This is a genomic window from Niabella soli DSM 19437 (genome assembly GCF_000243115.2).
GTDB classification, from domain to species: Bacteria; Bacteroidota; Bacteroidia; order Chitinophagales; family Chitinophagaceae; genus Niabella; species Niabella soli.
Window position 1 is genome coordinate 1536091 of record NZ_CP007035.1, and the last position, 25323, is coordinate 1561413.

Here is a 25323-nt window from a genome sequence, read left to right on the forward strand (position 1 = left end):
GTTTTTTAAATATTTCGCATTTTTACTCCCTTTTTTTAGAAGAAATAACATTTTTGGTTTTAAAAGCAACACTTATATTTGCAGCCATTGCTTATGGCATGGTCACATTTTAATTATTTGTCAAATTTTATATGCAACATCTCATTTATTTAGTGCCTCTTATGGCGATTATTGGCCTTATTTACACCTTGCTAAAATACCGGTGGGTTGTTAACCAGGATGCAGGCACACCAAGGATGCAGGAGATAAGCAGGCACATCAGTGAAGGCGCCATGGCTTTTCTTAAAGCGGAATGGAAGATCCTTGCTTATTTCGTTATCATTGTAGCCATCCTGCTGGGCCTGCTGGCCAATGCCAACCCGCATTCTAACTGGATGATCGCTATTTCATTTATCATCGGATCCGTATTGAGCGCCACAGCGGGTTATATAGGCATGAAAGCCGCCACGCTTGCCAATGTACGTACCGCTAATGCAGCCCGCAGCAGTTTAGCCAGGGCCTTAAACGTATCCTTCGGCGGAGGCGCCGTAATGGGCGTTGGCGTTGCCGGACTGGCGGTTTTGGGCCTGGGCGGATTATACATTGTACTGAAACATTATTTCGCTCCCGATGCTGCCCTGAATTCTGTAGAAATGCTTAAGACCATTGAAGTACTGACCGGGTTCTCGCTGGGGGCAGAATCCATTGCCTTGTTTGCGCGCGTGGGGGGAGGTATTTATACAAAAGCGGCCGATGTTGGCGCCGACCTGGTGGGAAAAGTAGAGGCAGGTATTCCGGAAGATGATCCCCGTAACCCCGCAACTATTGCGGATAACGTGGGCGACAACGTAGGCGATGTAGCCGGGATGGGCGCCGATCTCTTTGGATCTTATGTGGCCACGGTTTTGGCAACGATCGTACTGGGACAGCAGATCAATGTTCCCGAGGGTGCTGATTTCCTGGGCGGCTACTCCCCAGTAGTGTTGCCGATGCTGATCGCGGGCGTGGGCATACTGTTCTCGATCATTGGAACCTTCTTTGTAAAAATCAGCGAAAACGCCGGCATCAATACTAAAACAGTTCAGAAAGCGCTGAACATGGGTAACTGGGGCTCTATTATTCTGACGGCCGTTGCTTCTGCGGGGCTGGTGTACTGGATCCTTCCCAACCAAATGGAATTACGCGGTTTTACCTTTACCAAAACCGGGGTATTAGGCGCCATCATTGTTGGACTGCTGGTAGGCGCGCTCATGACGATCATTACAGAATATTATACGGCCATGGACAAACGGCCGGTAAACTCGATCATAAAAAAATCTTCTACCGGGCATGCTACCAACGTGATCGGCGGGCTGGCCATTGGTATGGAATCTACCTTCCTTCCTATCTTGGTGCTGGCAGCCGGTATTGTGGCCTCTTATAAATGTGCCGGTCTGTATGGTGTTGCCATTGCAGCGGCAGCGATGATGGCCACTACTGCCATGCAACTGGCTATTGATGCCTTTGGCCCTATTGCGGATAACGCCGGCGGGATCGCAGAAATGAGCGAGCTGCCCAAAGAAGTGCGCGAGAAAACAGACGTGCTGGATGCCGTTGGAAATACTACCGCCGCAACCGGCAAGGGCTTTGCCATTGCTTCAGCAGCATTAACGGCCCTGGCGCTTTTTGCCGCTTTTGTGGGTATTGCCATGCCGGACAACCAGCATATTGATATTTACAAAGCGAACGTACTCGCCAGTCTTTTCTTAGGAGCCATGATCCCGTTCATTTTCTCCTCTCTTGCAATACGTGCCGTTGGGGAGGCCGCTATGGCGATGGTGGAAGAAGTAAGACGGCAGTTCCGTACCATCCCCGGGATCATGGAAGGTACCGGCACGCCTGAATATGATAAATGCGTGGCGATCTCTACAGAAGCCTCTATTAAAAAAATGATCATTCCTGGAGCGATCGCGATCGTATCCCCGATTATCATTGGTTTTCTTCCTGGTTTTGGGGCGGAGGCCCTGGGGGGCTTCCTGGCCGGCGCTACCGTTTCGGGCGTGTTACTGGGTATGTTCCAGAATAACTCCGGAGGCGCCTGGGACAATGCAAAAAAATCTTTTGAAAAAGGCGTGGAAATAAACGGCGAGATCTTTCATAAAAAATCCGATCCGCATAAAGCTTCTGTTACCGGTGATACCGTGGGAGATCCGTTTAAAGATACTTCCGGCCCGTCTATGAATATCCTCATCAAACTGATGTCGATCGTTTCGTTGGTGATCGCTCCCACACTTGCCCAGATCGGGGGCAGCACGGCAAAGCAAAATCCCGTGCCTGTTAAACAGGACACTACAAAAACAACCGTTCACAAAACAGGAAGCGCCGCCTTGGTTAAGGCTGTGTCTTATAAGTAAGAACTGTACAATACTTTTAAAAAAGCCGGGAAATTCAATCCCGGCTTTTTTTTATGTAGCTGCTTTATAAAGAAAGATAATGTTGATGCCGGAGCTCCATCCTTATGGGGGCCGGCTGCATGTTCTTTTACCGGTAACGCAAATGAAGGATCCGGAAAGACCGAAGGTTTTGTTTTCAATCGCTACCTTACCGCTTCACCGACTTACCGGCAAAAAATACTTTTAGCCCACCCCGTAGGTTACGACGGCATTTATGAAAAAACGGAATATCAGGCAGGATATTCGCCGGCCAATCACTTTTGAACAAACAGAGGATCAGACTTAGCGCTCTAAATTCCTAACCATTTATACTTTTTTGTACAAATAAACTCGTATTTTTGTGCAATGAGTATGGAAACTGATCAATTATTACACAGCAATCTAGCCACAGAACCAGATGTTATTGAAAATCACGTAAATAGCGAGTATAAGTATGGTTTTGTTACAGATATTGAAATGGAAGCAGCCCCCAAAGGGCTGAATGAAGATACCATTCGTTTTATCTCTGGAAAGAAAAATGAACCCGAATGGATGCTGGAATGGCGCTTAAAAGCTTTTGCCCAATGGCAAAAAATGAACCCACCGCATTGGGCCAACCTTACCTACCCCACCATCGATTTTCAGGACATTATTTATTATGCGGCGCCCAAACAAAAAATAAAGCCCAAAAGCCTGGATGAAGTAGATCCGGAACTGATCAAAACTTTTGAAAAACTGGGCATCTCCCTGGATGAACAAAAACGCCTTAGCGGCGTTGCGGTGGATGCAGTGATCGATAGCGTATCCATTGGTACTTCCTTTAAAGACCAACTGGGCGAACTGGGCATCATTTTCTGTTCCATCAGCGAAGCCATCCAGGAGCACCCGGAGCTGGTGCGCAAATACCTGGCTTCTGTAGTGCCGGTGACTGATAATTTTTATGCCGCCCTGAACTCAGCAGTGTTTAGCGACGGTTCCTTCTGTTATATTCCCAAAGGCGTTCGCTGCCCCATGGAGCTTTCGACCTATTTCCGCATCAACGCCGAAAATACCGGCCAGTTTGAACGAACCCTGATCGTGGCCGACGAAGGCGCTTATGTAAGTTACCTGGAAGGCTGTACCGCTCCCATGCGGGATGAGAACCAGCTCCATGCAGCAATTGTAGAGATCGTTGCCATGGACAATGCAGAAGTAAAATATTCAACGGTGCAAAACTGGTACCCCGGCGATAAAGAAGGCAAAGGCGGTATTTACAATTTTGTAACCAAGCGCGGTATTTGTAAAGGGATCAATTCAAAAATATCCTGGACGCAGGTAGAAACCGGCTCCGCCATCACCTGGAAATACCCCAGCGTAATTTTACAGGGCGATAACTCCACCGGCGAATTCTATTCCGTAGCCGTTACCAATAATTTTCAGCAGGCGGATACCGGTACCAAAATGTTGCACATCGGCAAAAACACAAAAAGCCGTATTGTATCAAAAGGGATCTCTGCCGGTAAAAGCCAGAACAGCTACCGCGGCCTGGTGCGGGTGGGCAAGAACGCGTCCAACGCGCGCAACTTCTCGCAGTGCGACTCCTTGTTATTGGGCGACAAATGCGGGGCCCATACCTTCCCATACATCGAAGTAAAAAATAATACAGGGGTGGTAGAGCACGAGGCCACTACTTCCAAGATCGGGGAAGACCAGATCTTCTATTGTAACCAACGGGGCATTGATACGGAAAAAGCCGTAGCGCTCATCATCAACGGGTTTGCAAAAGAAGTGATGAACCAGTTGCCGATGGAGTTTGCGGTGGAAGCACAAAAGCTGCTGGCGATCAGCCTTGAGGGGTCAGTTGGATAGGATGTTCAAAGTTCAAGGTTCAAAACCTCACCTGGAACTAAAATCATTTGAATAAAAGCAAATACAGAAAATAGCTTAACCTGGAAAAATGGCCGCAATAAAAAGATTCGAAGATCTGGACATATGGCTGGAGGCACGTGAGTTGTGTAAACAGATACACCTCATCGTAACAAACACCGGTCTCAAAAGCGACTATAAGTTGCGTGATCAGATCAAAGGATCATCAGGTTCTATAATGGATAATATAGCTGAAGGTTTTGAGCGAAATGGCAATAATGAATTCCGGCAATTTCTTTCTATTGCCAAAGGGTCTGCAGGAGAAACCCGCTCACAGCTTTATCGTGTTCTGGATTGTGAATACATTGATGAACAACAATTCACAATTCTAAAAAGCAAAGCGGAAGGGCTTAGTGGTAAAATAAGCAACTTTATAACATATCTAAATAATAATAATTTTAAAGGCTCAAAATTCCAAACGGGTACCAAACCTTGAACTTTGAACCTTGAACTTTAAAACCGTTGAACAATTAACATGTTAAGTATTAAAAACCTGCGTGCAGGTATTGAAGGCAGAGAAATTTTAAAAGGTATTAATTTAAATGTGAAGGCGGGTGAAGTGCACGCCATCATGGGACCCAATGGTTCGGGCAAAAGCACGCTGGCCTCTGTATTAGCGGGCAAACAGGATTACGAAGTAACCGGCGGTTCTGTAACCTTTGAAGGCAAAGACCTTTTAGAACTGGCTCCGGAACAACGTGCCGGTGAAGGCATCTTCCTGAGCTTTCAATACCCCGTAGAGATCCCGGGTTTAAGCACGACCAATTTTATGAAGACCGCGGTGAACGAGGTCCGCAAATACCGTGGGCAGGACGAGCTGGATGCTGTTTCTTTCCTCAAAAAGATGAAAGAAAAAATGGCCCTGGTAGAGATCGATCAATCCATGCTAAGCCGTTCTTTAAACGAAGGGTTCTCCGGTGGGGAAAAGAAACGGAATGAGATCTTCCAGATGGCGATGCTGGAACCCCGGCTGGCGATCCTGGATGAAACGGATTCCGGTCTGGATATAGACGCCATCCGCATTGTGGCAAACGGAGTGAACAAATTACGTACGCCTGAAAATGGTATATTGGTCATTACCCACTATCAACGCCTGCTGGATTATATCGTTCCGGATTTTGTGCATGTATTGTATAACGGACGTATCGTAAAATCCGGCACTAAAGAACTGGCTTACGAGCTGGAAGAAAGGGGATATGATTTTATAAAAAGCGAAGTAGCGTAAACAAATGTGGAAATGTGGAAATATGAGAATGAGGAAATGGGGCTGGCTTGTAACATTGTAACACATTTAAAAACCGGAGTACTAATTTTCACATTTACACATTTTCACACTTACACATTTCTTAAATTAATCAATGGATACAATAACATATTTTAAAGAGCGTTTTGAAAAATTGCAGGGAAATCAGTTGGATTCCAGCCTGAAAACCTTGCGCGACGGTGCGTTCAATGCGTTTGAACAAACCGGCATCCCCACCATAAAGCACGAAGAGTGGAAATATACCCGGATCAATGATTTCTTTAACAAAGATTATCATTTTACAACCGATATAAAAGAAAAACAATTCCAGGCAGCGGAATTAAAACCTTTTTTGTTGCCCGGGCATGAAGAAGCCAATGTAATTGTTTTTATAAACGGCCATTACCATCCCGAGCACTCTGTGCTACGCTCAGAAGAGCTCGAGATCATTTCTTTGTCGGAAGCTGCGCAGAACCAGTATGCCGCCATTGTGGAACAACATCTGGGGCATAGCGCCGATTATCATAAAGACGGCATCAACGCGTTAAATACGGCTTTTATACAGGAAGGAGTATTTGTGCATATTCAGAAAGGAAAAACGGTGAACCATCCCGTTTATATTTATAATGTTACTGACGCCCGCAGCGGCAATATTTTTGCACAGCCCCGGGCCCTGGTGCATGTAGGTGAAAATGCACAGGTAGAAATGCTGGAAACCTTTGCTACCGTAGGCGCCGATGAAAGCTTTACCAACCAGGTTTTTGAGATCGTTGTTGAAGAAGGTGCGGTATTGAACCTGTGCAAGATCCAGAACGACGCGCCCAATTCCACTATTGTGAGCACTACCCATGTGCACCAGGTGGGAAAGAGTGTGGCAAATGTGGTAACCATTTCTTTAAGTGGCGGGCTGGTGCGCAACAACCTCAACATGGTGATGTCGGCTCCCCGGTGCGAAGCCAATCTTACCGGCCTGTACCTGCAAAACGGGCATACCCATGTAGACAATCATACCGTGGTGGATAACCGCCAGCCCAATTGCCTGAGCAATGAACTGTATAAAGGCATTATGGACGGGCACTCCACCGGCGTATTTAATGGTAAAATTTTCGTACGCCAGATTGCGCAAAAAACCAATGCCTACCAAACCAATAAAAACATTTTACTCTCAGAAAACGCATCGGTTAATACCAAACCTCAATTAGAGATTTTTGCAGATGATGTAAAATGCTCACATGGTTGCACCGTAGGCCAGTTGGATGACGAGGCGTTGTTTTACCTGAAGTCGCGCGGTATTTCGGAAGCAACCGCCAGGGCGTTACTGTTGCGCGGCTTTGCATTGGACGTATTGGAAAAAATACAATCGGATGATGTGCGCGCTTATGTAGATGTGCTGGTGAATAAAAGCCTGAACATTCGCTAAGCCGTTCGCGTTTTTAATTAATTGTGCTGACGTTATGTTAATTATAAAATAAAGTAACAGTTGTGTTGTGAGAAGCAAGGCGATCATTACGAGTTCTTCTCATTCACTTTTGACCTTTCACAATTGACTTCCTGCCAGCAATCGATCAAACGAATAATATGATCACAGCAGTTGAAACAAATACCGTATTGGATATTGCGGCCATCCGCAACGGTTTCCCCATTCTGAACAGAAAGATAAAGGGGCATCCGTTGGTGTACCTCGACAATGCAGCCACTTCTCAAAAACCGCAGGTAGTGATTGACGCGTTGGTACATTACTATACCCAATTGAACGCCAATGTGCATCGCGGCATTCATACCCTTGCAGAGGAAGCCACTGCTGCATTTGAAGCCACAAGGGATGCCTTGCAGCAATTCATCAACGCTAAATACCGGGAAGAGATCATTTATACCAGAGGCACTACTGAAGGTATAAACCTGGTGGCCTATACCTGGGGACGTAGCAATTTGAATGAGGGCGATGAAGTGATCATTTCCGGCATGGAGCACCACTCTAATATTGTTCCCTGGCAGATCGTATGTGAAGAAAAAAAAGCGGTATTGAAAGTTATCCCGGTTACCGAATCGGGAGAACTGGAGATGGAAACCTTTTATCAATTGCTTTCCGGCAGAACAAAGATCGTATCCGTAGTGCAGGTGTCCAACGCTTTGGGCACTATCAACCCCGTTAAAGAGATCATTGACGCGGCCCATCAAAAAGGCGCGGTTGTTTTAGTGGATGGCGCGCAGTCTTCCCTCCATTTGGATATTGATGTGCAGGCGCTCGACTGCGATTTTTTTGCACTTTCCGCGCATAAAATGCTGGGGCCAACCGGCGCGGGTGCGCTGTATGGCAAGAAACAGCTGCTGGAAGCCATGCCCGTCTTTAACGGGGGTGGTGAAATGATCAAGGAAGTTACTTTTGAGAGAACAACTTATAATGAACTTCCTTATAAATTTGAAGCAGGCACGCCCAATATTGCCGACTTCGTGGCATTCAAACCGGCGATCGAATACATCAATACACTGGGCAAAAAAAATATGCGGGTGCATGAAGATGCCCTACTCCGCTATGCTACAGACAAAATAAAAGAAATTGATGGCATCCGGATTATTGGCGAAGCGAAAGAAAAAGCCAGTGTACTTTCCTTTGTGATCGATAGGGTGCATCCGCAGGATATAGGTATTTTACTGGACAACAAAGGTATTGCGGTACGCACCGGGCATCATTGCGCGGAGCCGCTGATGAACCGTTTTTGCATCCCCGGAACCATCCGTGCTTCCTTTGCAGTTTATAACACCATGGAAGAAATCGATCAGTTGGCGGAAGGATTAAAAAAGGCGATCGGACTATTAAGGTAAAATCGCCAAAGGCGATAGAATAAAGATGCGAGGCGAAACGCCTCGCACAGCATCAAAAGGCGGATGCAGTACCGTATTAAACAAGTATAAATGAGCGACGTCAAATCCATACCGGAAATAGAAGCAGAAATAGTAGAGGAGTTCTCGTTATTCGACTCCTGGGATGACAAATATGAGTATATTATCGACCTGGGAAAGAAACTGCCGCCGCTGGATGACGCGTACAAAAAGGAGGAGTATAAAGTAAAAGGATGTCAATCTACCGTATGGCTGGCAGCCGATTACCAGGATGGTAAAGTCTCTTATAAAGCGGAAAGCGATGCCATTATCGTAAAAGGGCTCATTAGCATGCTGATCCGTGTATTATCGAACCACACCCCTGATGAGATCCTGGCAGCAGACATGGACTTTATCAATAAGATCGGCATGACCAGTCACCTGGCCCAAACCCGGTCGAATGGATTAAGGGCAATGGTGAAGCAGATGAAACATTATGCCCTCGCATTTAAAAGTTTGAAATTTGACGCTTGATTTTGGATGCATAATGCTGAACGCATAACGCTCAATGCGGTAATAGGTAATAGTCAATGGTTCATTGTTCATAGCGAAAGATTGAACCATGAACTAAAAACTAATAACTAAAAATTTACACAATGGAACCCGATACAATTGAAGAAAAAGTAATTAAGGAGCTACAAACGGTGTTTGATCCGGAGCTGCCTGTAAATATTTATGAGCTGGGACTGATCTATAAAGTAGAAGTGCTGAACGATAATTATGTAAAAATATTAATGACACTTACGGCTCCCTCCTGCCCCGCGGCGCAGTCGCTCCCCGTGGAAGTAGATCAGAAGATCCGCGCCATTGAAGGGGTAAGCGATGTGGACGTGACCATAACCTGGGATCCCGCATGGAACAAGAGCATGATGAGTGAGGCAGCCCAGTTGGAGCTTGGATTCTTATAGTTTTTCATTGCTGTCCTCATACGTAAACGTTAAACGACAAACCTCAAAAAAATGAAGATTACCGCACAGGAAGAATATGGTTTACGAATGCTTATCCGCATCGCGTCCTGCAAAGAGGAAGACGGATTAAGTATTCCGCAATTGAGCGAAGCAGAAGGGCTTTCTACCCATTATGTGGCCAAGATCGCCCGGGTGCTTAGAATGGCCCGTTTTATCCGCAGCACTCCCGGCAATAAAGGTGGCTATATCCTGGCACGCCTGCCGGAAGAAATCGTAATTAAAGAAGTGCTGGATATCCTGGGAGGAGTACTGTTTGATACCAGTTTTTGCGGCGCCCATAAGGGAAATATGCGGTTTTGCACCAATTCCGTCGACTGTTCCGCCCGCTCTTTATGGCAAATCCTCCAACTAACCATAGATAAGTTATTGGTACAGATCACTTTAAAAGACCTGATCGGCCGCGAAGAAGAATCTTCTCAAAAGTTTAATATGCTGGTGCGGCAAAACCCCGTCTTATAATCTTTTTTCTGATTTTTTATACTTTAATTTATAGTTATTTGATTGACAAGGTTTTAATTTTATAATTTTTTTTATCGGTCCGGGTTACCTTTTGTTCATTGCCGTATTAATATCAAATTATAATTTTAAAATTTTAAAAAACAAACAATGAAAAAATTATTTGCAATTGCATTGATCGCGGTTTCTTTCGCAGCTTGTAACAGTGGTGAAAACAAAACAGAAACTACTACTGCAGATTCTTCTGCTACTACAACTACAGCAGCTCCTGAAACTACACCAGCTCCTGCAGTAGATTCTACTAAGAAAGATTCTACAACTACAGCTCCTGCTGCTGCTGATACTACTAAAAAAGCAAAGTAATTTAGTTAGAAGCTTATAGCAAAAAGTTTAAATGACCGGCTGAAATTATTCAGCCGGTTTTATTTTATCTCCCAATTACCGAAACCACATAAGGTTTTTTGAGTACCTTTAGTTAAAGCCACAAACTTTAATCTATTCTGTAACCGGGCCTTATGCGCAAACACATTCTAACGTTAATTGGTGCCTGTTTTTTTTATTGCGTCTTACCGGCGCAATCGGTTATGTTTCCCGGCAGGTATTCAGACAGCCTGCAACGTTTAGCCCTGTTTTCAAAAAATGACAGCATCCGTGCCGTCAACTACTTTCTCCTTTCAGAATATTTCAGCTATTCGGACACCGCCCGTTCTAAATGGTATTTACGGGAAGGAGAACGGTTTGCAAAGAATAACCCTTACCTGCAGGCACTTAATGATTATTATACAGGCTTTTTTCTTTATGATATCGACCGGCAGGCAGCCGCAGCAAAATTCCTGCAAGCGGAACGGGAATTTGAAAAACTACCCAATAGGGAATCCATAAAATTTGCAGCAAAATCCTGGAGAAGCTATGGTACCTTGTTGCAATATAAAGATAATGACCTGGGAATGCTGGATGCGCTGCTGAACAAAGCCTTACCCCTCGCCCAAAAAGCAAATGATACCACGTTTATAGGCTCGCTTTATCATGACATTGGAATGATCTTTATGAATCAGAAAATGTACAAAAAAGCTGAAGAGTTCTATGCCAGGGCGATGGAACGCCTGGAGCTTAAGCAGGATAACCTGGAAGTGCTGATTTACGCATTAGACAACCGGGGGTTGAATTACTGCTATATGGACAGCCTGAATAAAGCGTCTTTGATTGTAAAAAGAGTAGAGTCGATCCTAAAAAACTATGCCCGTTCGGAATATAACCTGGATTTTCTTTTTACAAAAGGCGTTTACCTCCGAAGTGCAGGAAGATACCGTGAATCTATCCAGGCACTTCAACACGGAATAAACCTGGCCGATTCATTGCATACTATACCGCAAAAATTTAATCTGCTGATGGAGCTTCAGAACACCTATATGGCCATAAAGGACTATCAGGCTTCCCTGCAGATATTACAAAATGCTGTAAAAACAGATCAATACCATTATCTGGACGACCGGGTGGAGCTCGCCAAAAAAATGATGGAAACCTATGAACAGCTCCATAATATTCCAAACGCCTATAAATGGATGAAGACCTATGTAAAACTACAGGACTCCGTTCATGCGCGGGATCTGAAGAACAGCATGTTTAGCCTGGAAACACGGTTCCGGGTATCCGAAAAAGAAAAACAGATCGCTTTATTACAGGCTGCAAACAAGGAAACCGCGCTGAAAGCCAAGAACTCAAGACTGAGCAACATCGTCCTTATGATTTTGTGTATGGTTATTTTGCTCATTTTTATGTTCTTTATCATCACCTACCGCACCGGGCGAAAGCTGGCCTTACAAAAGGAAATGAATTTTCAGCAACAATTGAAAGAAATGGAACAACGGCAGCAGATTGTTGTAACAGAAGCATTATTGGAAGGGGAAGAAAGGGAAAGAAGGCGTATTGCAAGAGACCTGCACGATGGCCTGGGAGGAATGCTTGCAGGCATTAAAATAAAACTATCCAGCTATTCCAGGCAACGGGTTGCCGCTACGCCTAAAGAGCAAACAGAACTGGAACATATCACCGGGCAACTGGACAATTCCGTTACAGAACTGCGGCGCATTGCCCGGAACATGATGCCCGAAAGCCTGATCCGCTTTGGCCTGCAGACTGCATTAAAAGAATTATGTGAATCGATGCTATCGCGTGATATTGGGATCAATTTCATCGCTCTTGACATAAACGATCAGATGGATCTTTCCAAGCAGGTAGTCATTTACCGCATCATACAGGAAGCGCTGGCGAATGCCATCCGCCACTCCAAAGCGCGGCATATAATGGTGCAGTGCAGCCAAAACAACGACCGGTTTTATATTACCATAGAAGATGATGGTGTTGGGTTCGACAAAACCACGCTGCCCGGCAAAGGAAACGGATTAACCAATATTGAAAACAGGGTAAAGTATCTCAACGGGACAATGGATGTAATTTCCGGTCCTAATGAGGGAACCACCATAAACATGGAACTGAATGTTGCCGCATAACAGACAACTGACGCTCGCCATTGTGGATGACCATCCCATCGTGATTGAAGGGTTGAAAAACCTGCTGGTTTCAGAAGAGCATTTTACGATCATGAGTTTCACAACCGGAAAGGAGGTGCTTGCCTACCTGAAAACAGATGTTGTGGCCATTTTACTATTGGACATTGCCCTTCCGGACATGAGCGGCCTGGAGCTCTGCAAAGAGATAAAAAAGAAAAACCCCGATACGGTAGTGCTTGCGATAAGTAACCAGGCAGAACGAAGCATTATCATACAAATGCTTCAAAATGGCGCCAGTGGCTATTTATTAAAAAACGCATCGGCAGATGAGTTGCTCGATTGTATAGATAGAGGAATGAAAGGCGAGCAGGCGCTAAGCAGCGAAGTTAAAAAGATCCTGGCGCAGCCTTCGCCCAACCACTGGGAGGGTATTCCCTCTTTAACAAAAAGAGAAAAAGAAATCCTGCGGTTAATTGCCGAAGGATTTTCCAGTACCGATATTGCCGATAAATTATTTCTTAGTCAACTCACGGTGGAAACCCATCGCCGGAATATTATCCAGAAATTTCAAACCACCAATATGTTCTCTGTTATTAAGCTGGCTATGGAACACAGGATAATTTAAGCGGGAACTAAAGTATCCGCCAGCACCTGATCAATTCCCGCTGCGTAAGAGGTTGGCGTAAATGAAAAAGCGCGATTGAATTTGGAACTGTCAAAAAAATAATCGCGGTCATTTTGATATTGCATCTCTCCCAACTCTTTTATCTGCTTCGAGAACAGGCCTGCCAGCGCCAGCAAAAAGGGCGTCAATATAAAATAGCGCGGCTTTACGTGCATTTTTGTTGCAACCAATGCAATAAATTGTTTCCCGGTCAGGCGTTCTGCCAATGTGGGCAGGTGCCATACCTGGCCGTAAGCGCTGTCCGTATTGCCCAATAACGCAGTGGCTTTTGCGGCATCCGGTGTAAACGTAAAAGAGTGGATCTTATCAATGCGGGACTGCCAGTTGGCCCTTTTTCCTTTCCTGTAATTATCAATAAGCAGCAGATTCAAAAAGCCGTTCTTCGCCCCCGGCCCATAAAAATCGGCACTGCGTGCGATCAGCGCTTTTAATCCTTTTGTCTGCATCGCCTCCCGGATCAGCTCTATCAAATGCGCTCTTATCCTCCCCTTTTTTGAAGGCGGGGCTATGGCACTTTCTTCCGTCATATGCGAAATGGCATCTTTTGAATACAGATATACGTTATCGAAAAATACCAGCTTGCAGTTTTGCTGGATGCAGGCATTAATCGTGTTTTCCATAATCACCGGCCATTGCTTTTTCCAAACAGCACGGTCATAAGGCAACCCCATCACAAGATAGGCCACCCCGGCGTTACGCACCGCATTGCTGACGGCACCCGCATCCATCAGGTTGGCTGAAAAGAGCTCGTCATCCGGATTCACCGGCTGTGGGTTACGCGCAACAAGCCGTATCTTATCTGTGTAATTTTTCAGATCCCTGGCCAACAGCCTGCCGATATCTCCGCCTGCTCCAAGAATTACATGCATGTTTTTTTATTTATTTGCCTGTTCAAACTGCTTCATAAAATCGACCAGCTTTTGCACGGTTAACAAAGGCATGGCATTGTAGATACTGGCACGCATCCCCCCGGTTGTTCTATGTCCTTTAAGATTCACAAAACCCTTAGCCGCTGCTTCCTTTAAAAATTGATCATCCAGTTGGTGGCCCTTTGTGATGAAAGGTACATTCATAATAGAACGATCTTCTTTGGCCGCGGTGCCACTAAATAATTCAGAATTATCTAAATACTCATATAAGGCATTGGCTTTATCAATATTCACTTTAGCAATAGCTTCCACCCCGCCCTGTTCTTTCAACCACTCATACACCAGCTTGCACAGGTAAATACCATAAGTGGGTGGTGTATTAAACATAGAACCATTATCTGCATGGTTTTTATAGTTCATCATAGCCGGAGTAAAATCAATCGCATTACCCAACAGTTCTTCTTTTACGATCACCACACATACGCCTGCCGGCCCCATATTTTTTTGTGCCCCCGCATAGATCAAGCCGAAATTTGTTACATCATAATACTTAGATAAAATATCCGAAGACATATCGCCCACCAGGGGTACCTTACCGGTATTAGGCAGTTCATTAAAGCGGGTACCGTAAATGGTGTTATTAGTGGTGATATGAAAATAGTCCGCTCCCAGATCAAATTTTGATTGATCCAGTTTGGGAATATAGCTAAAGGTTTTGTCGGCAGAACTGGCCACCACATTCACTTTCCCATACCGCCCTGCTTCTTTAATTGCCTTTGTTGACCATACGCCGGTATCAACATAATCAGCTTTATTATTCCGGTTCATCAGGTTAAGCGGCACCATTGCAAACTGGCTGGTGGCGCCTCCCTGCAGGAACAATACTTTATAGTTATCGGGTACCTGCATCAGTTCCCGTAATAATTGTTCAGCAGATTCAATAATGGCCATATAATCTTTTGATCGATGGCTCATTTCCATTACCGACATCCCGGTGTTATCGTAATTGAGCAACTCTTTTTGTGCTTTTGCTAATACTGCTTCAGGTAACGCGCCCGGTCCGGCTGAAAAATTATACACTCTTTCCATTCCAAAACTGATTTAAATGAGGTGCAAAATTACTAAGAACCCGGCACCTGCGGGAATGGTTTTATCAATTTCTAATATCAGCACATTCTATTGAAAATTATTCAATAAAGACCTTGTTTCTTCTATTTTTAACAGGAACAATCCGTTTTAAAGACCCCGTTTACGGCCACGATCTTTGCCACATTGATGGGGGCACCTTCATCCAATACCAGGTAGTTTCCCCCATTACTGTTTACTATTTCCGAAATAATGCCTTCGGCCCGCTCCCATCCGTTATCATCTATAATTATGGATACTTTTTGCTGCCGCTCTTTTTCCGCTTTTAATAGCTCCAGAAAACTGTCTGAAGCATCTATAGTACATTTATAATCCATTGTTTATTTATTTTACTGCAAAGTTATTACAAATAAAAAATAATCCATATTCATCAAGGGGCCAGTAATGCACATCAGGGTGTCAATAAAATTGTCTGCACCGGTATACTATTTTACGGGTATTCAGCGTTTTTAGTGTATCTATTTACATTTCACTCACACTTTTAAATCGTACTACCATGGATGTTAATAAGATACAAGACAAAATAATTGCCGAATTTGAGCACATGGCCGAAGCTGCCAGCAAATTCTCCTACTTCAGGCATATACGAAAGCTTTCGAATGACCCTTCTGAACTGGACCCTGCAGAAAAAAACGACCAGAACCTGGTGGCCGGCTGCCGGAAAAAGGTATGGGTAACGGCAAAGATCGACAACGGGAGGATTTATTTCAAAGCTGACAGCGACAATATCATCACCCGGGGAATGGTAAACCTCATATTGAAAGTTTATTCCGGGCAAACCGTTTCCGAGATCACTAATACCGACCTGTATTTTCTGCATGAGATCCGCCTGTTTAATTACCTGTCTGCCGCCTGGCTAAAGGATCTGTTGTCGATCGTTCAACGGCTTAAATCGCTTGCTATTTTTCAGCATCTCAACTTTTCTGCCGCCAGAACCGCTAAATAGCCGCGTGCCTTATGCGTAACAGTACCACCCGTTTTAGCAATAGGGTAGATAATTATGTAAAATATCGCCCGCATTATCCTGAAGCTGTTCTTACTTTTCTTGAAAACGATCTTGGTCTTGCAAAAGAAATGATCATAGCCGATATTGGTTCAGGAACAGGGATTTCTGCCGAATTATTTCTCGAACAGGGATATACTGTTTTGGGTATAGAGCCCAATCGGGAAATGCGGGAAAGAAGTGTGGCGCTCCTAAAAACATTTCCCAACTTTACCGCTATTGACGGCGCTGCAGAAGCCACTACGCTTCCTTCCTCAAACGTGGATGTAATTATTGCCGGCCAGGCATTTCACTGGTTTGACCCTGAAAAAACGCGGGCAGAATTTGATCGGATCGTAAAACCCGGCGGTTATGTAGTACTAATGTGGAACGAGCGGCTAGTGGCATCCGCCTTTGAAAAAGCGTACGAGCAATTCATCATAGCGCACGGCAATCAATACCAGCAGGTAGATCACCGCAATATCGACACCCCTTCTATTGAACGTTTCTTTGCGCCGCAACAGGTATTATTAAAAGAATTTCCGAATCAGCAGGTTTTTGATTTAGCGGGACTGGAAGGCCGGCTGCTGTCCTCCTCTTATATGCCTTCAAAAAGTGAGGCCGGCTATCAAAGTATGATCAGTGATTTACAAATACTTTTCGACAGGTTTCAAAAGGACGATCGCGTCACCATTCATTACACTACCAAGGCATATACTGCCCGTTTGTGATGCGTTGAAATAATACTGGTAAACTACGACACAAAAACAGCGGATGAATGATTCATCCGCTGCACTATTTATCACCATTTGTTCTAAACGGATCAGCTTTCCTTTTTCTCTATCAAAAGATTCCATACAAATGCGCTCAATGCGGCGCCAATAGGGGGCGCAATAATAAACAGCCATACCTGTGAAAGCGCTTTACCTCCTGAAAAAATTGCTGGCGCAATGCTTCTGGCGGGGTTTACAGAAACACCGGTAATTTTTATGCCGACGATATGGATCAGTACCAGGCTCAGTCCAATCGCAATACCAGCAAATCCGCCGTGGATGTTTTTAGTTGAGGTAGACCCGAATATCACTAAAAGAAAAATAAAAGTGAACACTACCTCGGCAACAAATGCAGCGATGGTTTCATACTGATCCAGGTATCCTTCGCCCCAGCCATTGGCACCCAATGCCCATTCTTTCATTACAAAACCAGGATGATGACTTACGATAAGATACAAAATAGCAGAACCAATAAGCCCACCTATGATCTGTGCCACTATGTAGTATGCCGCCTCCCCGGCTTTCATTCGGCCGGCAACCACCATCCCTATTGAAATTGCCGGGTTAATGTGGCATCCGGAGATATGACCGATGGCATAGGCCATAGCCACTACGCTTAAGCCAAACGCAAATGCGATGCCCAATAGTCCGACACCGGTAGTACCATCAGCACCGGCAATTACGGCGCTTCCGCATCCCATCAGTACCAGGACCATCGTTCCCAGCATTTCTGCAAAAAATTTTGACAAGGCTGTTCCTTTCATTTTAAAATAGTTTTAACGTGTTAACATATAAAGGGTTTACCTACTAAAGTTAAGTTAAAACGATTACAGGAATTATGAGGAAAGATCACATTTTTCCCACAACAACTAAACGTTCTACTCAATGACGCAGACTATTCAGCCATTGTTTTTTGCAGCAATGCTTTAAGTGCCGATACCTGTTGCGGGTACTTTGCAGCAACATTAGTTTGCTCACCGGGATCATCGGTTAAATGATATAATTGCTCTTCTTTGCTGTACCCCGATTCAATATTAACTCCTCTCATCAATGCGGGACCGTTAGAAGGAGTTATATATTTCCAGCCATCTTTTACAATAGCCAACGCCTGCTGGTTCCCCGGTTGTTCAATAATGTAATCCCTGTTTTTTGCGCTGGTTCCCAGCAGTGTTGACAGGTAATTCCTGCTGTCTGTAAATTCCGCTGCAGGAAGTTTTATATGCAGCAACGCCGCAAAGGAAGCCATAAGATCGATCTGGCTCACCAAGGCCGCCGATTTCTTCCCGGCTGCAACCTGTTGCGGCCACTGAACAATAAACGGAACTCTTGTGCCGGCTTCAAAAGCGCTGTATTTACCACCCCTGTAAATACCACCAGGCTTATAATTTAATTGTTGTGCTGTTTCCGCAGACTGATCCAGGTAGCCGTCGTTAAGCACCGGACCATTATCACTGCTAAAAATAACAATGGTGTTTTTAAGCAAGCCGCGCTCCTTCAAGCCCTTCATAATTACGCTCACGGTATGGTCCAGTTCTAAAATGGCATCGCCCCTGTATCCCAGCTTGCTTTTGCCTTTAAACTCCGTTCCCGGCATACGCGGCACATGAATATTATGAATGGCATAATAAAGAAAGAAGGGCTTTTGCTCCTTTAAACTATTATCAATAAACGCCAATGCTTTATTATTAAACACATAGCCCAGCTCTTCATCCGTCCACTCACTGCGCTTTCCGCCCTTCATAAAGCCGATACGGCCGATACCGTTATTGATATGCCCGTCGTGCCCCTGATTCGGATCATTAGGCATTTTCAAAAGTTCCGGATGCTCTTTTCCTGTAAGTTCACCCGGATAAGGTTTTTGGTAGTTAACAGCTATCGGATCGCCGGCCTCAAGCCCCAGCGTCCGTTGGTTTTCCATAAATATTGTGGGCACCCGGTCAGCCGTGGCCGGGAAAATGAAAGAATAATCGAAGCCGATCTCGGCAGGGCCCGGCGTTACTTTTTTATTCCAGTCGATAGGCGATCGGGCACCCAAACCCAGGTGCCATTTACCCACCACGCCCGTTTGGTAACCTGCCTGTTGAAATACTTTTGGTAAAGTGGTGATATCGGTGGGGATCACCAGGTTGGCATCTCCCGGAAGAATATTAGTACCTTTCTTTCGCCAGGCATATCTGCCGGAAAGAATGGAGTAACGGGACGGCGTACAGGTAGATGCCGTGGCATGTGCATTTGAGAAACTGATGCCATTTTGTGCCAGCCGGTCGATATTCGGCGTGGCTATGGCAGTGGCGCCATTGCAGCTCAGATCACCATAACCCAGATCGTCTGTATAAAGGATCAGTACATTGGGGCGATCGGTTTTTTGTGCGAATAAGCAATAGGTACAAAGGAGCAATGTGCTGCAGGTAATAAATTTTCTCATTTTAAAAAGGTAATTACTCTTTAAAGATCAGGAGCAAAACAAATATACCGATACAACTTAAAATGCAGCATACCCAATTTAAAATATTGAATGTAAAATACTGAATACACGTTCGCCCCTTTCCGCGCCGCGCCCTCTACGCATTTGTTACCCCTGGCTGCGCCAGGGGCTATGCGCATTACGCCCTTCGGGCATTCTCAGGATGAATACGGTACGGTCGATTCGTGACGACCTGAATGCTGAGGATGTATCAAATTATTTTAATGATTTTCAAGAAATCTGCCCACACGACAGGATATTATGGAAATCTTCTGAAAACCGTATAACGCAGGATAATTTCCAGGAATAAAAGCGCCAGTACCGCCAGCACCAGGGGAAGGAACATCTCCTCCGTTTTTTTGTATTGTATTACCTCCACCTTGGTTTTTTCCAGTTTATCGATCTGGCTGTAAATAGCCTGTAAAGAGTTTCTGTCTACCGCATGATAATAGCGGCCGCCGGTTTCATTGGCGATCTTTTTTAACAGATCTTCGTCAAGAAAATTGCGCACACCGTCTGCCATCTGGTCTTCCGTAAATTCACTTACCCCCAACCCAATGCAATACACCCGTACATTATTAGCCTTTGCAATTTCGAGCGCCGTTTGAGGATCGATAATGCGTGTGGGTGGCGCATCTTCCTTTCCGTCTGTTAATAAAATGATCACTTTGGTTTTGCTGGTTCCCTTCCGGATCCGGCTTACTGCCGTTGCCAGGCCTTCCCCTATCAATGTGCCCGGTTCAATGTAGCCCCCGTCCATCACCTTAAGGTCCTGCAATTGTTCTAAAAGTGTACGCTTATCAAATGTAAGCGGCACTTTAGTAAAGGCCTCGCCTGAAAAGATCACCAGCCCGATCCGGTCCGTGGGCCTTTTCTTTACAAAATCAATTGCTACTTCCTTTGCCACCGTAAACCTGCGGGGTTTGATGTCCTGCGTCAGCATACTTCCGCTAACGTCCATAGTCAGCATAATATCGATCCCCTGTCCTTCGCTCCTGGATAGTTGTTGCTGATGCTGCGGACGTGCCAACGCCGTTATTAAAAGCGCAATTGCCAGCATGCGTAAAATAAACGGAAGATGGCGAAACCGGGTTTTAAACGTAGATGGTATCTTGTAATTAATATTCGAAGCCAATATCGCGCCCTTTCCTGTTTTATCCTTTTTAAGATATTGCCAGATGAGGAAAGGGATGATTGCCATGAAAATAAAATTTTCCGGCCACACAAATACTATATTTTCAAACCAATCGTATATCATTGTTTCACGGTGCCGGGCGCATTTTCTTTTACAACAGGCGCCGGTTGTATTTTTTGTGATTGCTGTTTTATTCCCTCTTCGATATGATCAACGGCCTGGTCAACTATTTTATATGCCCCGTTGGTTTCTACAGTAGCAGGTACATATTGCGCAAATTTTACCAGGTCGCACAAGGACAGCACTCCGGCAACTTTTGTATAAAGCTCCGCATCCCTGAAAAACGGCTTTACTTTACCAACCAGGCTACCGGAAGTTTGTTGTAACGAATTAACATTTGCCCGCTCAGACAGGTAGTTTCTGAATATTTCAACCAGCTTTGCATAAAACCGGTTTTCTGTTAACCCCGCCGTTTGCAATGTTTTTAATTCCTGCTTCGCCCGTGCATAGGCCCCGCGGGCCAACTGCACTTCCTTTCGGGGCTTTTTATTTTCTGTTAGCCGATACACAGCCACTGAGATCAACAACAGGAGCAACGCAATAAGGTACCACCATTTTTCAAAATCTTTACTGAGGCGGAACGGCACACTGCGCACATCCTGAATATCATGATAAGGCTGGCTGGGATCAAAAGGACTGGTGAAGACCACTTCAACATAGATCGCTTCCGTTCTTTTATCGGGAGTTAAAGCAATGGGCGGGATCACCCAACGGCCGGAATCAAAACTCGTAAGCCGGTAATAGTGTGCAATCACTTTCACCCCATCAACTTCTTCATCAGCCACGCTATCCTTCTTCAGAAATTCAAAATGCGGGATGGAATCCAGCCTGAAAGAAGGCTCTTTTCCTTTATCCGCTTTTATTTCCAGTTTTAATAAAAGCGGTTCGCCAATTAATATCTTTTGTTTATCAACGGAAGCCTTTACCGTTGCTTCCTGAGCAGGAGCTGTAAACGTCAGCAGCAACAGCCCCAATACAACCAATATCCCAGCTCCGTTCTTAATCATTACTTAATTCCACCTTTTACCCTGCTTTTAAAAAAACGCCGCAGTACATTTATATAATCATCGCCGGTCTTTAAATGCAACAAGTCGCTGTTCGCTTTTTTAAATACCTCTGCGCAGTAAGCGGTGCGCTGAAAAAAAGCTTCTTCGTATTTTCGTCTTACATAGGCATTGCCGGAATCCACCCATTGCGTAGCGTCTGTCTCTGCATCCATCAACTGGATCAATCCCGCGTTGGGCAGTTCCTTATCCATGCGGTCGTACAACCGGATGCCGATCACATCGTGTTTTTTCCCTGCCACCCGTAAGGCGTCTTCATAATTCTTATCAAGGAAATCGCTTAACAGGAAGGCAATACATCCCTGTTTGGTGGCATTGCTAAAAAAGCGGATGGCTGCGCCGATATTCGTTCCCTTACTGCCCGGCGTTAAGCCCAGCATCTCCCGCACGATGAAGAGCGCCTGCTGGCGGCCTTTTTTGGGGGGCACATACAACTCGATCTTATCGCTAAAGAAAATAGCACCCACCTTATCTGCATTAGCAACAGCCGAAAAGGCCAGCACCGCTGCCAGTTCTGCAGCCAGGTCCCGCTTGCGCCCGTACGACGTTCCAAACAATTCACTGCTGCTGATATCAATAAGCATCATCACCGTGAGCTCCCGCTCCTCTTCGAATATTTTACTATAGGGATGCCCGATACGGGCGGATACATTCCAATCGATAAAGCGTACGTCATCGCCCGGCGCATATTCGCGTACTTCTTTAAAGGACATACCCTTTCCCTTGAACGCACTGTGATACTCTCCGGAAAACAATTCTGTTGCCAGCTTTTTGCTTTTTATCTCCAGCTCCCGAACTTTTTTTAATATTTGTTCCCGCGTCCTCAGTGACTTTAAATTTTAATATTCAGGCATATTGCCATTTACCGAAATTTTCACATTCTCACTCCCGATAGCCATCGGGATTCAAATTCTCAAATTTTCAAATTAACCCCTACGGCACATTTACCGCCTTCAGGATCTCATCAATAATATTTTCCGCATTTATATTTTCCGCTTCTGCCTCATACGTAAGTCCGATGCGATGCCTTAATACATCATAAATAACACTGCGGATATCCTCCGGCATTACAAAACCGCGTTTGTTCAAAAAAGCCTGCGCCTTGCCGGCCAATGCCAGGTTAATACTTCCCCGGGGCGAGGCGCCGTAAGAGATCAAAGGCGTAAGTTTCCCCAATTGATACCGGTCCGGGTAACGGGTGGCAAAAACAATATCCAATATATAACGCTCCACTTTTTCGTCCAGGTAAATATCCCGCACCAGGCTCTTTGCATTTTTTATTTCGTCGATCGACACCACTGGTTTGATGGGTTGCAGCTTCTCCTCCTGCACATTATAGCGCAGGATCAGTTGTTCCTCCTGCATCTCAGGGTAGCGCACAATCACTTTCATAATGAAACGGTCTACCTGTGCTTCGGGCAGCGGATAGGTGCCTTCCTGCTCCAGCGGATTTTGGGTGGCCAGCACCAAAAACGGATCATCCAGTTTATACGTACTGTCACCGATGGTTACCTGCCGCTCCTGCATAGCTTCCAGCAATGCCGATTGTACTTTTGCCGGCGCCCGGTTTATTTCATCAGCCAGTATAAAGTTGGCAAAAATGGGACCCTTGCGTACTACAAATTCATTTTGCTGCTGATTATAAATAAGCGTACCGATAACATCTGCCGGTAAAAGGTCAGGAGTAAACTGTATCCGGTTAAAATTCGCTTGTATGGCAGTTGCCAGCGATTTTATCGTGAGCGTTTTTGCCAGTCCCGGCACCCCTTCCAGCAGCACATGCCCATTGCTTAACAGGCCAATCAAAAGGCGATCCAGCATATGACTCTGTCCCACGATCACATGGCCGATCTCCTGGCGCAGCGCATCAACAAAATAACCGGCACCGTTTACTTTCTCGTTTAATTGTCTTATTTCTTCTCCTGTTTTTGCCATATCGATAATTACTTATTTTCAATTCCTGCTATTCTTTCAGCAAATAACTTGCCGGATTAGTTCATAGTCAATGGCTCATAGGTCATAGAGCCACATTGACTATTCACTTTTCACTACTCACTAAGAAAGATATTTCCCTACAATCGGCATCCTTCTTCCTATGCCAAACGCTTTATAGCTGACCCGGATGATGGGGCAAAACTGTTTCCGTTTGTATTCATTGCTGTTCACCATCCGGAGAATATGGGTTACCAGTTGCTCCTCATAGCCCAATGCAATAATTTGCGCCGGGCTTTTGCGTCCTTCAATATACTCCACCAGTATCGTGTCCAGATCGGCATAATCCGGTAAACTATCGCTGTCTTTCTGCCCCGGTCTTAACTCAGCCGATGGCGGTTTTGTAAGAATATTACCGGGTATGATCTCACCGTTGCGATTGATATATTTTGCCAGCGCGTACACCTGCGTTTTATACACATCCCCCAAAACACCGATACCGCCCGCCATATCGCCATACAACGTACCATAACCGGTGGAGAGCTCGCTTTTATTGGAAGTATTTAACAAAATATTTCCAAATTTATTGGAGAGCGCCATCAGCAGGTTGCCCCGGCTGCGGCTTTGAATATTCTCTTCCGCCACATTAAAAGGAAGGTCTTTAAAAAGCGGTGCCAGCTCATTGGTGAACGTGTCGTAGATATTTTTTATGGGGAGGATATTGTAAGGGTTACCCAGGTTCCTGCTCAATTCCTCCGCATCGGCAACGGAATGCCCCGTTGAGTACTGCGAAGGCATCAATATCGCCCAAACATTTTCCTTTCCCAACGCTTCTACTGCCAGGGCCTGCACCAATGCACTGTCAATACCACCAGAGGCTCCCAAAATAGCTTTTGTAAAGCCCATTTTCGTAAAATAATCCTTAATGCCCAGCAATAATGCCTGGTGTATTTCGGCAATATTTTTTTCGTCGGACAGATAGTCCAGCGTATTTTGTCCCAGCCCCACTTCCGCGGCAGAGAAAAATACCGGTTCTTCTTTATTCTCTTTTGTTCCGCCGTGGTTTATTAATGTATCAAATGCCACACAATAAAAATCTTCTTCAAAATAGGCGCATTCTTTCACTTTGCTTCCCGCCTGGTCGTACACCAGGCTGCCGCCATCAAATACAACTTCAGTTTGAGATCCTACAGTGTTGCAGTAGATCATCGGAATGCCGTACTTAAGGGTATGCGCTTTTACAATGCTGTTGCGTACCACATCCTGCGCATAGTTATAGGGAGAAGCCGACAGGTTGATCATAAGGTCTGGCTGCTGCCGGATCAATTCATCCATCGGGGTAATGCGATACAGGGGGTTCTCTCCCATATTCCAAATATCCTCACAAATGGTTACCGCCAGCTTTTTGCCACGAAACTCCAGGACCTTCCAACTGTCGGCCGGTTCAAAATAACGGTACTCATCAAAAATATCATAATTGGGTAACAATGTTTTGTGTACCACGCCTTTTATGGATTGATCCTCCAATAAAAAAACGGCATTATGCAGGGGCTTTCCTTCCGGCTTTTCATTGCGTTGCGGCGCACCGATCAGCACCCCGATGCCATCGGCATGTTGCCGTATCTCGCCAATAGCGGCTTCACATTTATTGATAAAATCGCTAAACTCCAGAAAATCCTGTGGCGGATAGCCGCAGATACAAAGCTCTGTAAATACCACCAGGTCCGCCCCTTCTGCCTTTGCCTGTTGAATGCCGGCAATGATCTTCCCCACATTCACCTCAAAGTTCCCGATATGATAATTCTGTTGCGCTAAAGCAATTTTCATCCACAATCTTTTATATTCCTACAAATGTAACCCT

At 45.2% G+C, this 25323-nt stretch carries 24 protein-coding genes; 14 read left to right on the forward strand and 10 right to left on the reverse strand.

The window, feature by feature from the left end; genetic code table 11:
- Window positions 1-131: 131 nt before the first annotated feature.
- From NIASO_RS06620 to NIASO_RS06675, 12 genes are all read left to right on the forward strand, one after another.
- Complete coding sequence (locus NIASO_RS06620) at window positions 132-2372, forward strand: sodium-translocating pyrophosphatase (protein ID WP_008585000.1); 2241 nt, start codon at window positions 132-134, stop codon at window positions 2370-2372.
- Window positions 2373-2756: 384 nt separating this feature from the next.
- Window positions 2757-4238, forward strand: a complete 1482-nt coding sequence (gene sufB / locus NIASO_RS06625) for a Fe-S cluster assembly protein SufB (RefSeq protein WP_008584998.1) — start codon at window positions 2757-2759, stop codon at window positions 4236-4238.
- Window positions 4239-4326: 88 nt separating this feature from the next.
- Window positions 4327-4731: a four helix bundle protein gene (locus NIASO_RS06630; protein ID WP_008584996.1), complete on the forward strand. Its 405-nt coding sequence runs from the start codon at window positions 4327-4329 to the stop codon at window positions 4729-4731.
- A 39-nt stretch (window positions 4732-4770) separates the two neighbouring features.
- On the forward strand, window positions 4771-5520 hold the full coding sequence (sufC, locus tag NIASO_RS06635; RefSeq protein ID WP_008584994.1) for a Fe-S cluster assembly ATPase SufC: 750 nt from the start codon (window positions 4771-4773) through the stop codon (window positions 5518-5520).
- 133 nt (window positions 5521-5653) lie between these two features.
- Window positions 5654-6958, forward strand: coding sequence for a Fe-S cluster assembly protein SufD (gene sufD / locus NIASO_RS06640; RefSeq protein WP_008584990.1), 1305 nt, complete (start codon window positions 5654-5656; stop codon window positions 6956-6958).
- Between the two features lie 158 nt (window positions 6959-7116).
- Complete coding sequence (locus NIASO_RS06645) at window positions 7117-8361, forward strand: cysteine desulfurase (RefSeq protein ID WP_008584988.1); 1245 nt, start codon at window positions 7117-7119, stop codon at window positions 8359-8361.
- A 90-nt stretch (window positions 8362-8451) separates the two neighbouring features.
- On the forward strand, window positions 8452-8892 hold the full coding sequence (locus NIASO_RS06650) for a SufE family protein (protein ID WP_008584986.1): 441 nt from the start codon (window positions 8452-8454) through the stop codon (window positions 8890-8892).
- 122 nt (window positions 8893-9014) lie between these two features.
- Window positions 9015-9326, forward strand: a complete 312-nt coding sequence (locus tag NIASO_RS06655; protein WP_008584984.1) for an SUF system Fe-S cluster assembly protein — start codon at window positions 9015-9017, stop codon at window positions 9324-9326.
- A 51-nt stretch (window positions 9327-9377) separates the two neighbouring features.
- Window positions 9378-9845, forward strand: coding sequence for an RrF2 family transcriptional regulator (locus tag NIASO_RS06660; RefSeq protein ID WP_008584983.1), 468 nt, complete (start codon window positions 9378-9380; stop codon window positions 9843-9845).
- A 147-nt stretch (window positions 9846-9992) separates the two neighbouring features.
- Window positions 9993-10205: a hypothetical protein gene (locus NIASO_RS06665; RefSeq protein WP_008584981.1), complete on the forward strand. Its 213-nt coding sequence runs from the start codon at window positions 9993-9995 to the stop codon at window positions 10203-10205.
- A gap of 152 nt (window positions 10206-10357) precedes the next feature.
- Window positions 10358-12352, forward strand: a complete 1995-nt coding sequence (locus tag NIASO_RS06670; protein WP_008584980.1) for a tetratricopeptide repeat-containing sensor histidine kinase — start codon at window positions 10358-10360, stop codon at window positions 12350-12352.
- Window positions 12339-12977, forward strand: a complete 639-nt coding sequence (locus NIASO_RS06675; RefSeq protein WP_008584979.1) for a response regulator transcription factor — start codon at window positions 12339-12341, stop codon at window positions 12975-12977. The genes NIASO_RS06670 and NIASO_RS06675 overlap by 14 nt, the downstream gene beginning before the upstream one ends.
- Here NIASO_RS06675 and NIASO_RS06680 read toward each other — a convergent pair.
- The 3 genes from NIASO_RS06680 to NIASO_RS06690 form a co-directional block, all read right to left on the reverse strand.
- On the reverse strand, window positions 12974-13906 hold the full coding sequence (locus NIASO_RS06680; protein WP_008584978.1) for an NAD-dependent epimerase/dehydratase family protein: 933 nt from the start codon (window positions 13904-13906) through the stop codon (window positions 12974-12976). The genes NIASO_RS06675 and NIASO_RS06680 overlap by 4 nt on opposite strands.
- Window positions 13907-13912: 6 nt before the next feature.
- On the reverse strand, window positions 13913-14995 hold the full coding sequence (serC, locus tag NIASO_RS06685; protein WP_008584977.1) for a 3-phosphoserine/phosphohydroxythreonine transaminase: 1083 nt from the start codon (window positions 14993-14995) through the stop codon (window positions 13913-13915).
- Window positions 14996-15123: 128 nt separating this feature from the next.
- Window positions 15124-15369 carry a hypothetical protein gene (locus tag NIASO_RS06690; RefSeq protein ID WP_008584976.1) on the reverse strand — a complete coding sequence of 82 codons (246 nt, stop codon included), beginning with the start codon at window positions 15367-15369 and terminating at the stop codon, window positions 15124-15126.
- Window positions 15370-15548: 179 nt separating this feature from the next.
- On the opposite strand from NIASO_RS06690, the gene NIASO_RS06695 reads away from it, so the two are divergent.
- Both NIASO_RS06695 and NIASO_RS06700 read left to right on the forward strand, forming a co-directional pair.
- Window positions 15549-15998, forward strand: coding sequence for a SufE family protein (locus tag NIASO_RS06695; RefSeq protein WP_008584975.1), 450 nt, complete (start codon window positions 15549-15551; stop codon window positions 15996-15998).
- 11 nt (window positions 15999-16009) lie between these two features.
- Window positions 16010-16765, forward strand: coding sequence for a class I SAM-dependent methyltransferase (locus NIASO_RS06700; RefSeq protein WP_008584974.1), 756 nt, complete (start codon window positions 16010-16012; stop codon window positions 16763-16765).
- Between the two features lie 92 nt (window positions 16766-16857).
- Here NIASO_RS06700 and aqpZ read toward each other — a convergent pair whose 3' ends face one another.
- The 7 genes from aqpZ to NIASO_RS06735 form a co-directional block, all read right to left on the reverse strand.
- Entirely contained in the window at window positions 16858-17571 is a 714-nt protein-coding gene (gene aqpZ / locus NIASO_RS06705; RefSeq protein ID WP_008584973.1) for an aquaporin Z, read from the reverse strand.
- A gap of 131 nt (window positions 17572-17702) precedes the next feature.
- Complete coding sequence (locus tag NIASO_RS06710) at window positions 17703-19232, reverse strand: sulfatase family protein (RefSeq protein WP_008584972.1); 1530 nt, start codon at window positions 19230-19232, stop codon at window positions 17703-17705.
- Between the two features lie 298 nt (window positions 19233-19530).
- On the reverse strand, window positions 19531-20472 hold the full coding sequence (locus NIASO_RS06715) for a vWA domain-containing protein (RefSeq protein ID WP_245605237.1): 942 nt from the start codon (window positions 20470-20472) through the stop codon (window positions 19531-19533).
- A gap of 53 nt (window positions 20473-20525) precedes the next feature.
- Window positions 20526-21473 (reverse strand): hypothetical protein, encoded by a 948-nt coding sequence (locus NIASO_RS06720; RefSeq protein WP_008584970.1) that lies wholly within the window; start codon window positions 21471-21473, stop codon window positions 20526-20528.
- The gene (locus tag NIASO_RS06725) at window positions 21473-22243 is read right to left on the reverse strand and encodes a DUF58 domain-containing protein (RefSeq protein ID WP_245605239.1); all 771 of its coding nucleotides are present in this window, start codon (window positions 22241-22243) and stop codon (window positions 21473-21475) included. Before NIASO_RS06725 ends, NIASO_RS06720 begins: the two co-directional genes overlap by 1 nt.
- A 220-nt stretch (window positions 22244-22463) precedes the next feature.
- Window positions 22464-23465, reverse strand: coding sequence for an AAA family ATPase (locus tag NIASO_RS06730; RefSeq protein WP_008584968.1), 1002 nt, complete (start codon window positions 23463-23465; stop codon window positions 22464-22466).
- A gap of 120 nt (window positions 23466-23585) precedes the next feature.
- Window positions 23586-25289 carry an NAD+ synthase gene (locus NIASO_RS06735; protein WP_008584967.1) on the reverse strand — a complete coding sequence of 568 codons (1704 nt, stop codon included), beginning with the start codon at window positions 25287-25289 and terminating at the stop codon, window positions 23586-23588.
- Between the last annotated feature and the right edge of the window lie 34 nt (window positions 25290-25323).

Coding starts and splice junctions, on each gene's coding strand:
- aqpZ (WP_008584973.1), bottom strand. CDS start 17,571: ATGAAAGGAACAGCCTTGTCAAAATTTTTTGCAGAAATGCTGGGAACG.
- NIASO_RS06735 (WP_008584967.1), bottom strand. CDS start 25,289: ATGAAAATTGCTTTAGCGCAACAGAATTATCATATCGGGAACTTTGAG.
- NIASO_RS06660 (WP_008584983.1), top strand. CDS start 9,378: ATGAAGATTACCGCACAGGAAGAATATGGTTTACGAATGCTTATCCGC.
- NIASO_RS06690 (WP_008584976.1), bottom strand. CDS start 15,369: ATGGATTATAAATGTACTATAGATGCTTCAGACAGTTTTCTGGAGCTA.
- NIASO_RS06620 (WP_008585000.1), top strand. CDS start 132: ATGCAACATCTCATTTATTTAGTGCCTCTTATGGCGATTATTGGCCTT.
- NIASO_RS06715 (WP_245605237.1), bottom strand. CDS start 20,472: ATGGCAATCATCCCTTTCCTCATCTGGCAATATCTTAAAAAGGATAAA.
- sufC (WP_008584994.1), top strand. CDS start 4,771: ATGTTAAGTATTAAAAACCTGCGTGCAGGTATTGAAGGCAGAGAAATT.
- sufB (WP_008584998.1), top strand. CDS start 2,757: ATGAGTATGGAAACTGATCAATTATTACACAGCAATCTAGCCACAGAA.
- NIASO_RS06675 (WP_008584979.1), top strand. CDS start 12,339: ATGTTGCCGCATAACAGACAACTGACGCTCGCCATTGTGGATGACCAT.
- NIASO_RS06670 (WP_008584980.1), top strand. CDS start 10,358: ATGCGCAAACACATTCTAACGTTAATTGGTGCCTGTTTTTTTTATTGC.
- sufD (WP_008584990.1), top strand. CDS start 5,654: ATGGATACAATAACATATTTTAAAGAGCGTTTTGAAAAATTGCAGGGA.
- NIASO_RS06700 (WP_008584974.1), top strand. CDS start 16,010: ATGCGTAACAGTACCACCCGTTTTAGCAATAGGGTAGATAATTATGTA.
- NIASO_RS06645 (WP_008584988.1), top strand. CDS start 7,117: ATGATCACAGCAGTTGAAACAAATACCGTATTGGATATTGCGGCCATC.
- NIASO_RS06650 (WP_008584986.1), top strand. CDS start 8,452: ATGAGCGACGTCAAATCCATACCGGAAATAGAAGCAGAAATAGTAGAG.
- NIASO_RS06720 (WP_008584970.1), bottom strand. CDS start 21,473: ATGATTAAGAACGGAGCTGGGATATTGGTTGTATTGGGGCTGTTGCTG.
- NIASO_RS06680 (WP_008584978.1), bottom strand. CDS start 13,906: ATGCATGTAATTCTTGGAGCAGGCGGAGATATCGGCAGGCTGTTGGCC.
- NIASO_RS06695 (WP_008584975.1), top strand. CDS start 15,549: ATGGATGTTAATAAGATACAAGACAAAATAATTGCCGAATTTGAGCAC.
- NIASO_RS06730 (WP_008584968.1), bottom strand. CDS start 23,465: ATGGCAAAAACAGGAGAAGAAATAAGACAATTAAACGAGAAAGTAAAC.
- NIASO_RS06630 (WP_008584996.1), top strand. CDS start 4,327: ATGGCCGCAATAAAAAGATTCGAAGATCTGGACATATGGCTGGAGGCA.
- serC (WP_008584977.1), bottom strand. CDS start 14,995: ATGGAAAGAGTGTATAATTTTTCAGCCGGACCGGGCGCGTTACCTGAA.
- NIASO_RS06710 (WP_008584972.1), bottom strand. CDS start 19,232: ATGAGAAAATTTATTACCTGCAGCACATTGCTCCTTTGTACCTATTGC.
- NIASO_RS06725 (WP_245605239.1), bottom strand. CDS start 22,243: ATGTCCTTTAAAGAAGTACGCGAATATGCGCCGGGCGATGACGTACGC.
- NIASO_RS06665 (WP_008584981.1), top strand. CDS start 9,993: ATGAAAAAATTATTTGCAATTGCATTGATCGCGGTTTCTTTCGCAGCT.
- NIASO_RS06655 (WP_008584984.1), top strand. CDS start 9,015: ATGGAACCCGATACAATTGAAGAAAAAGTAATTAAGGAGCTACAAACG.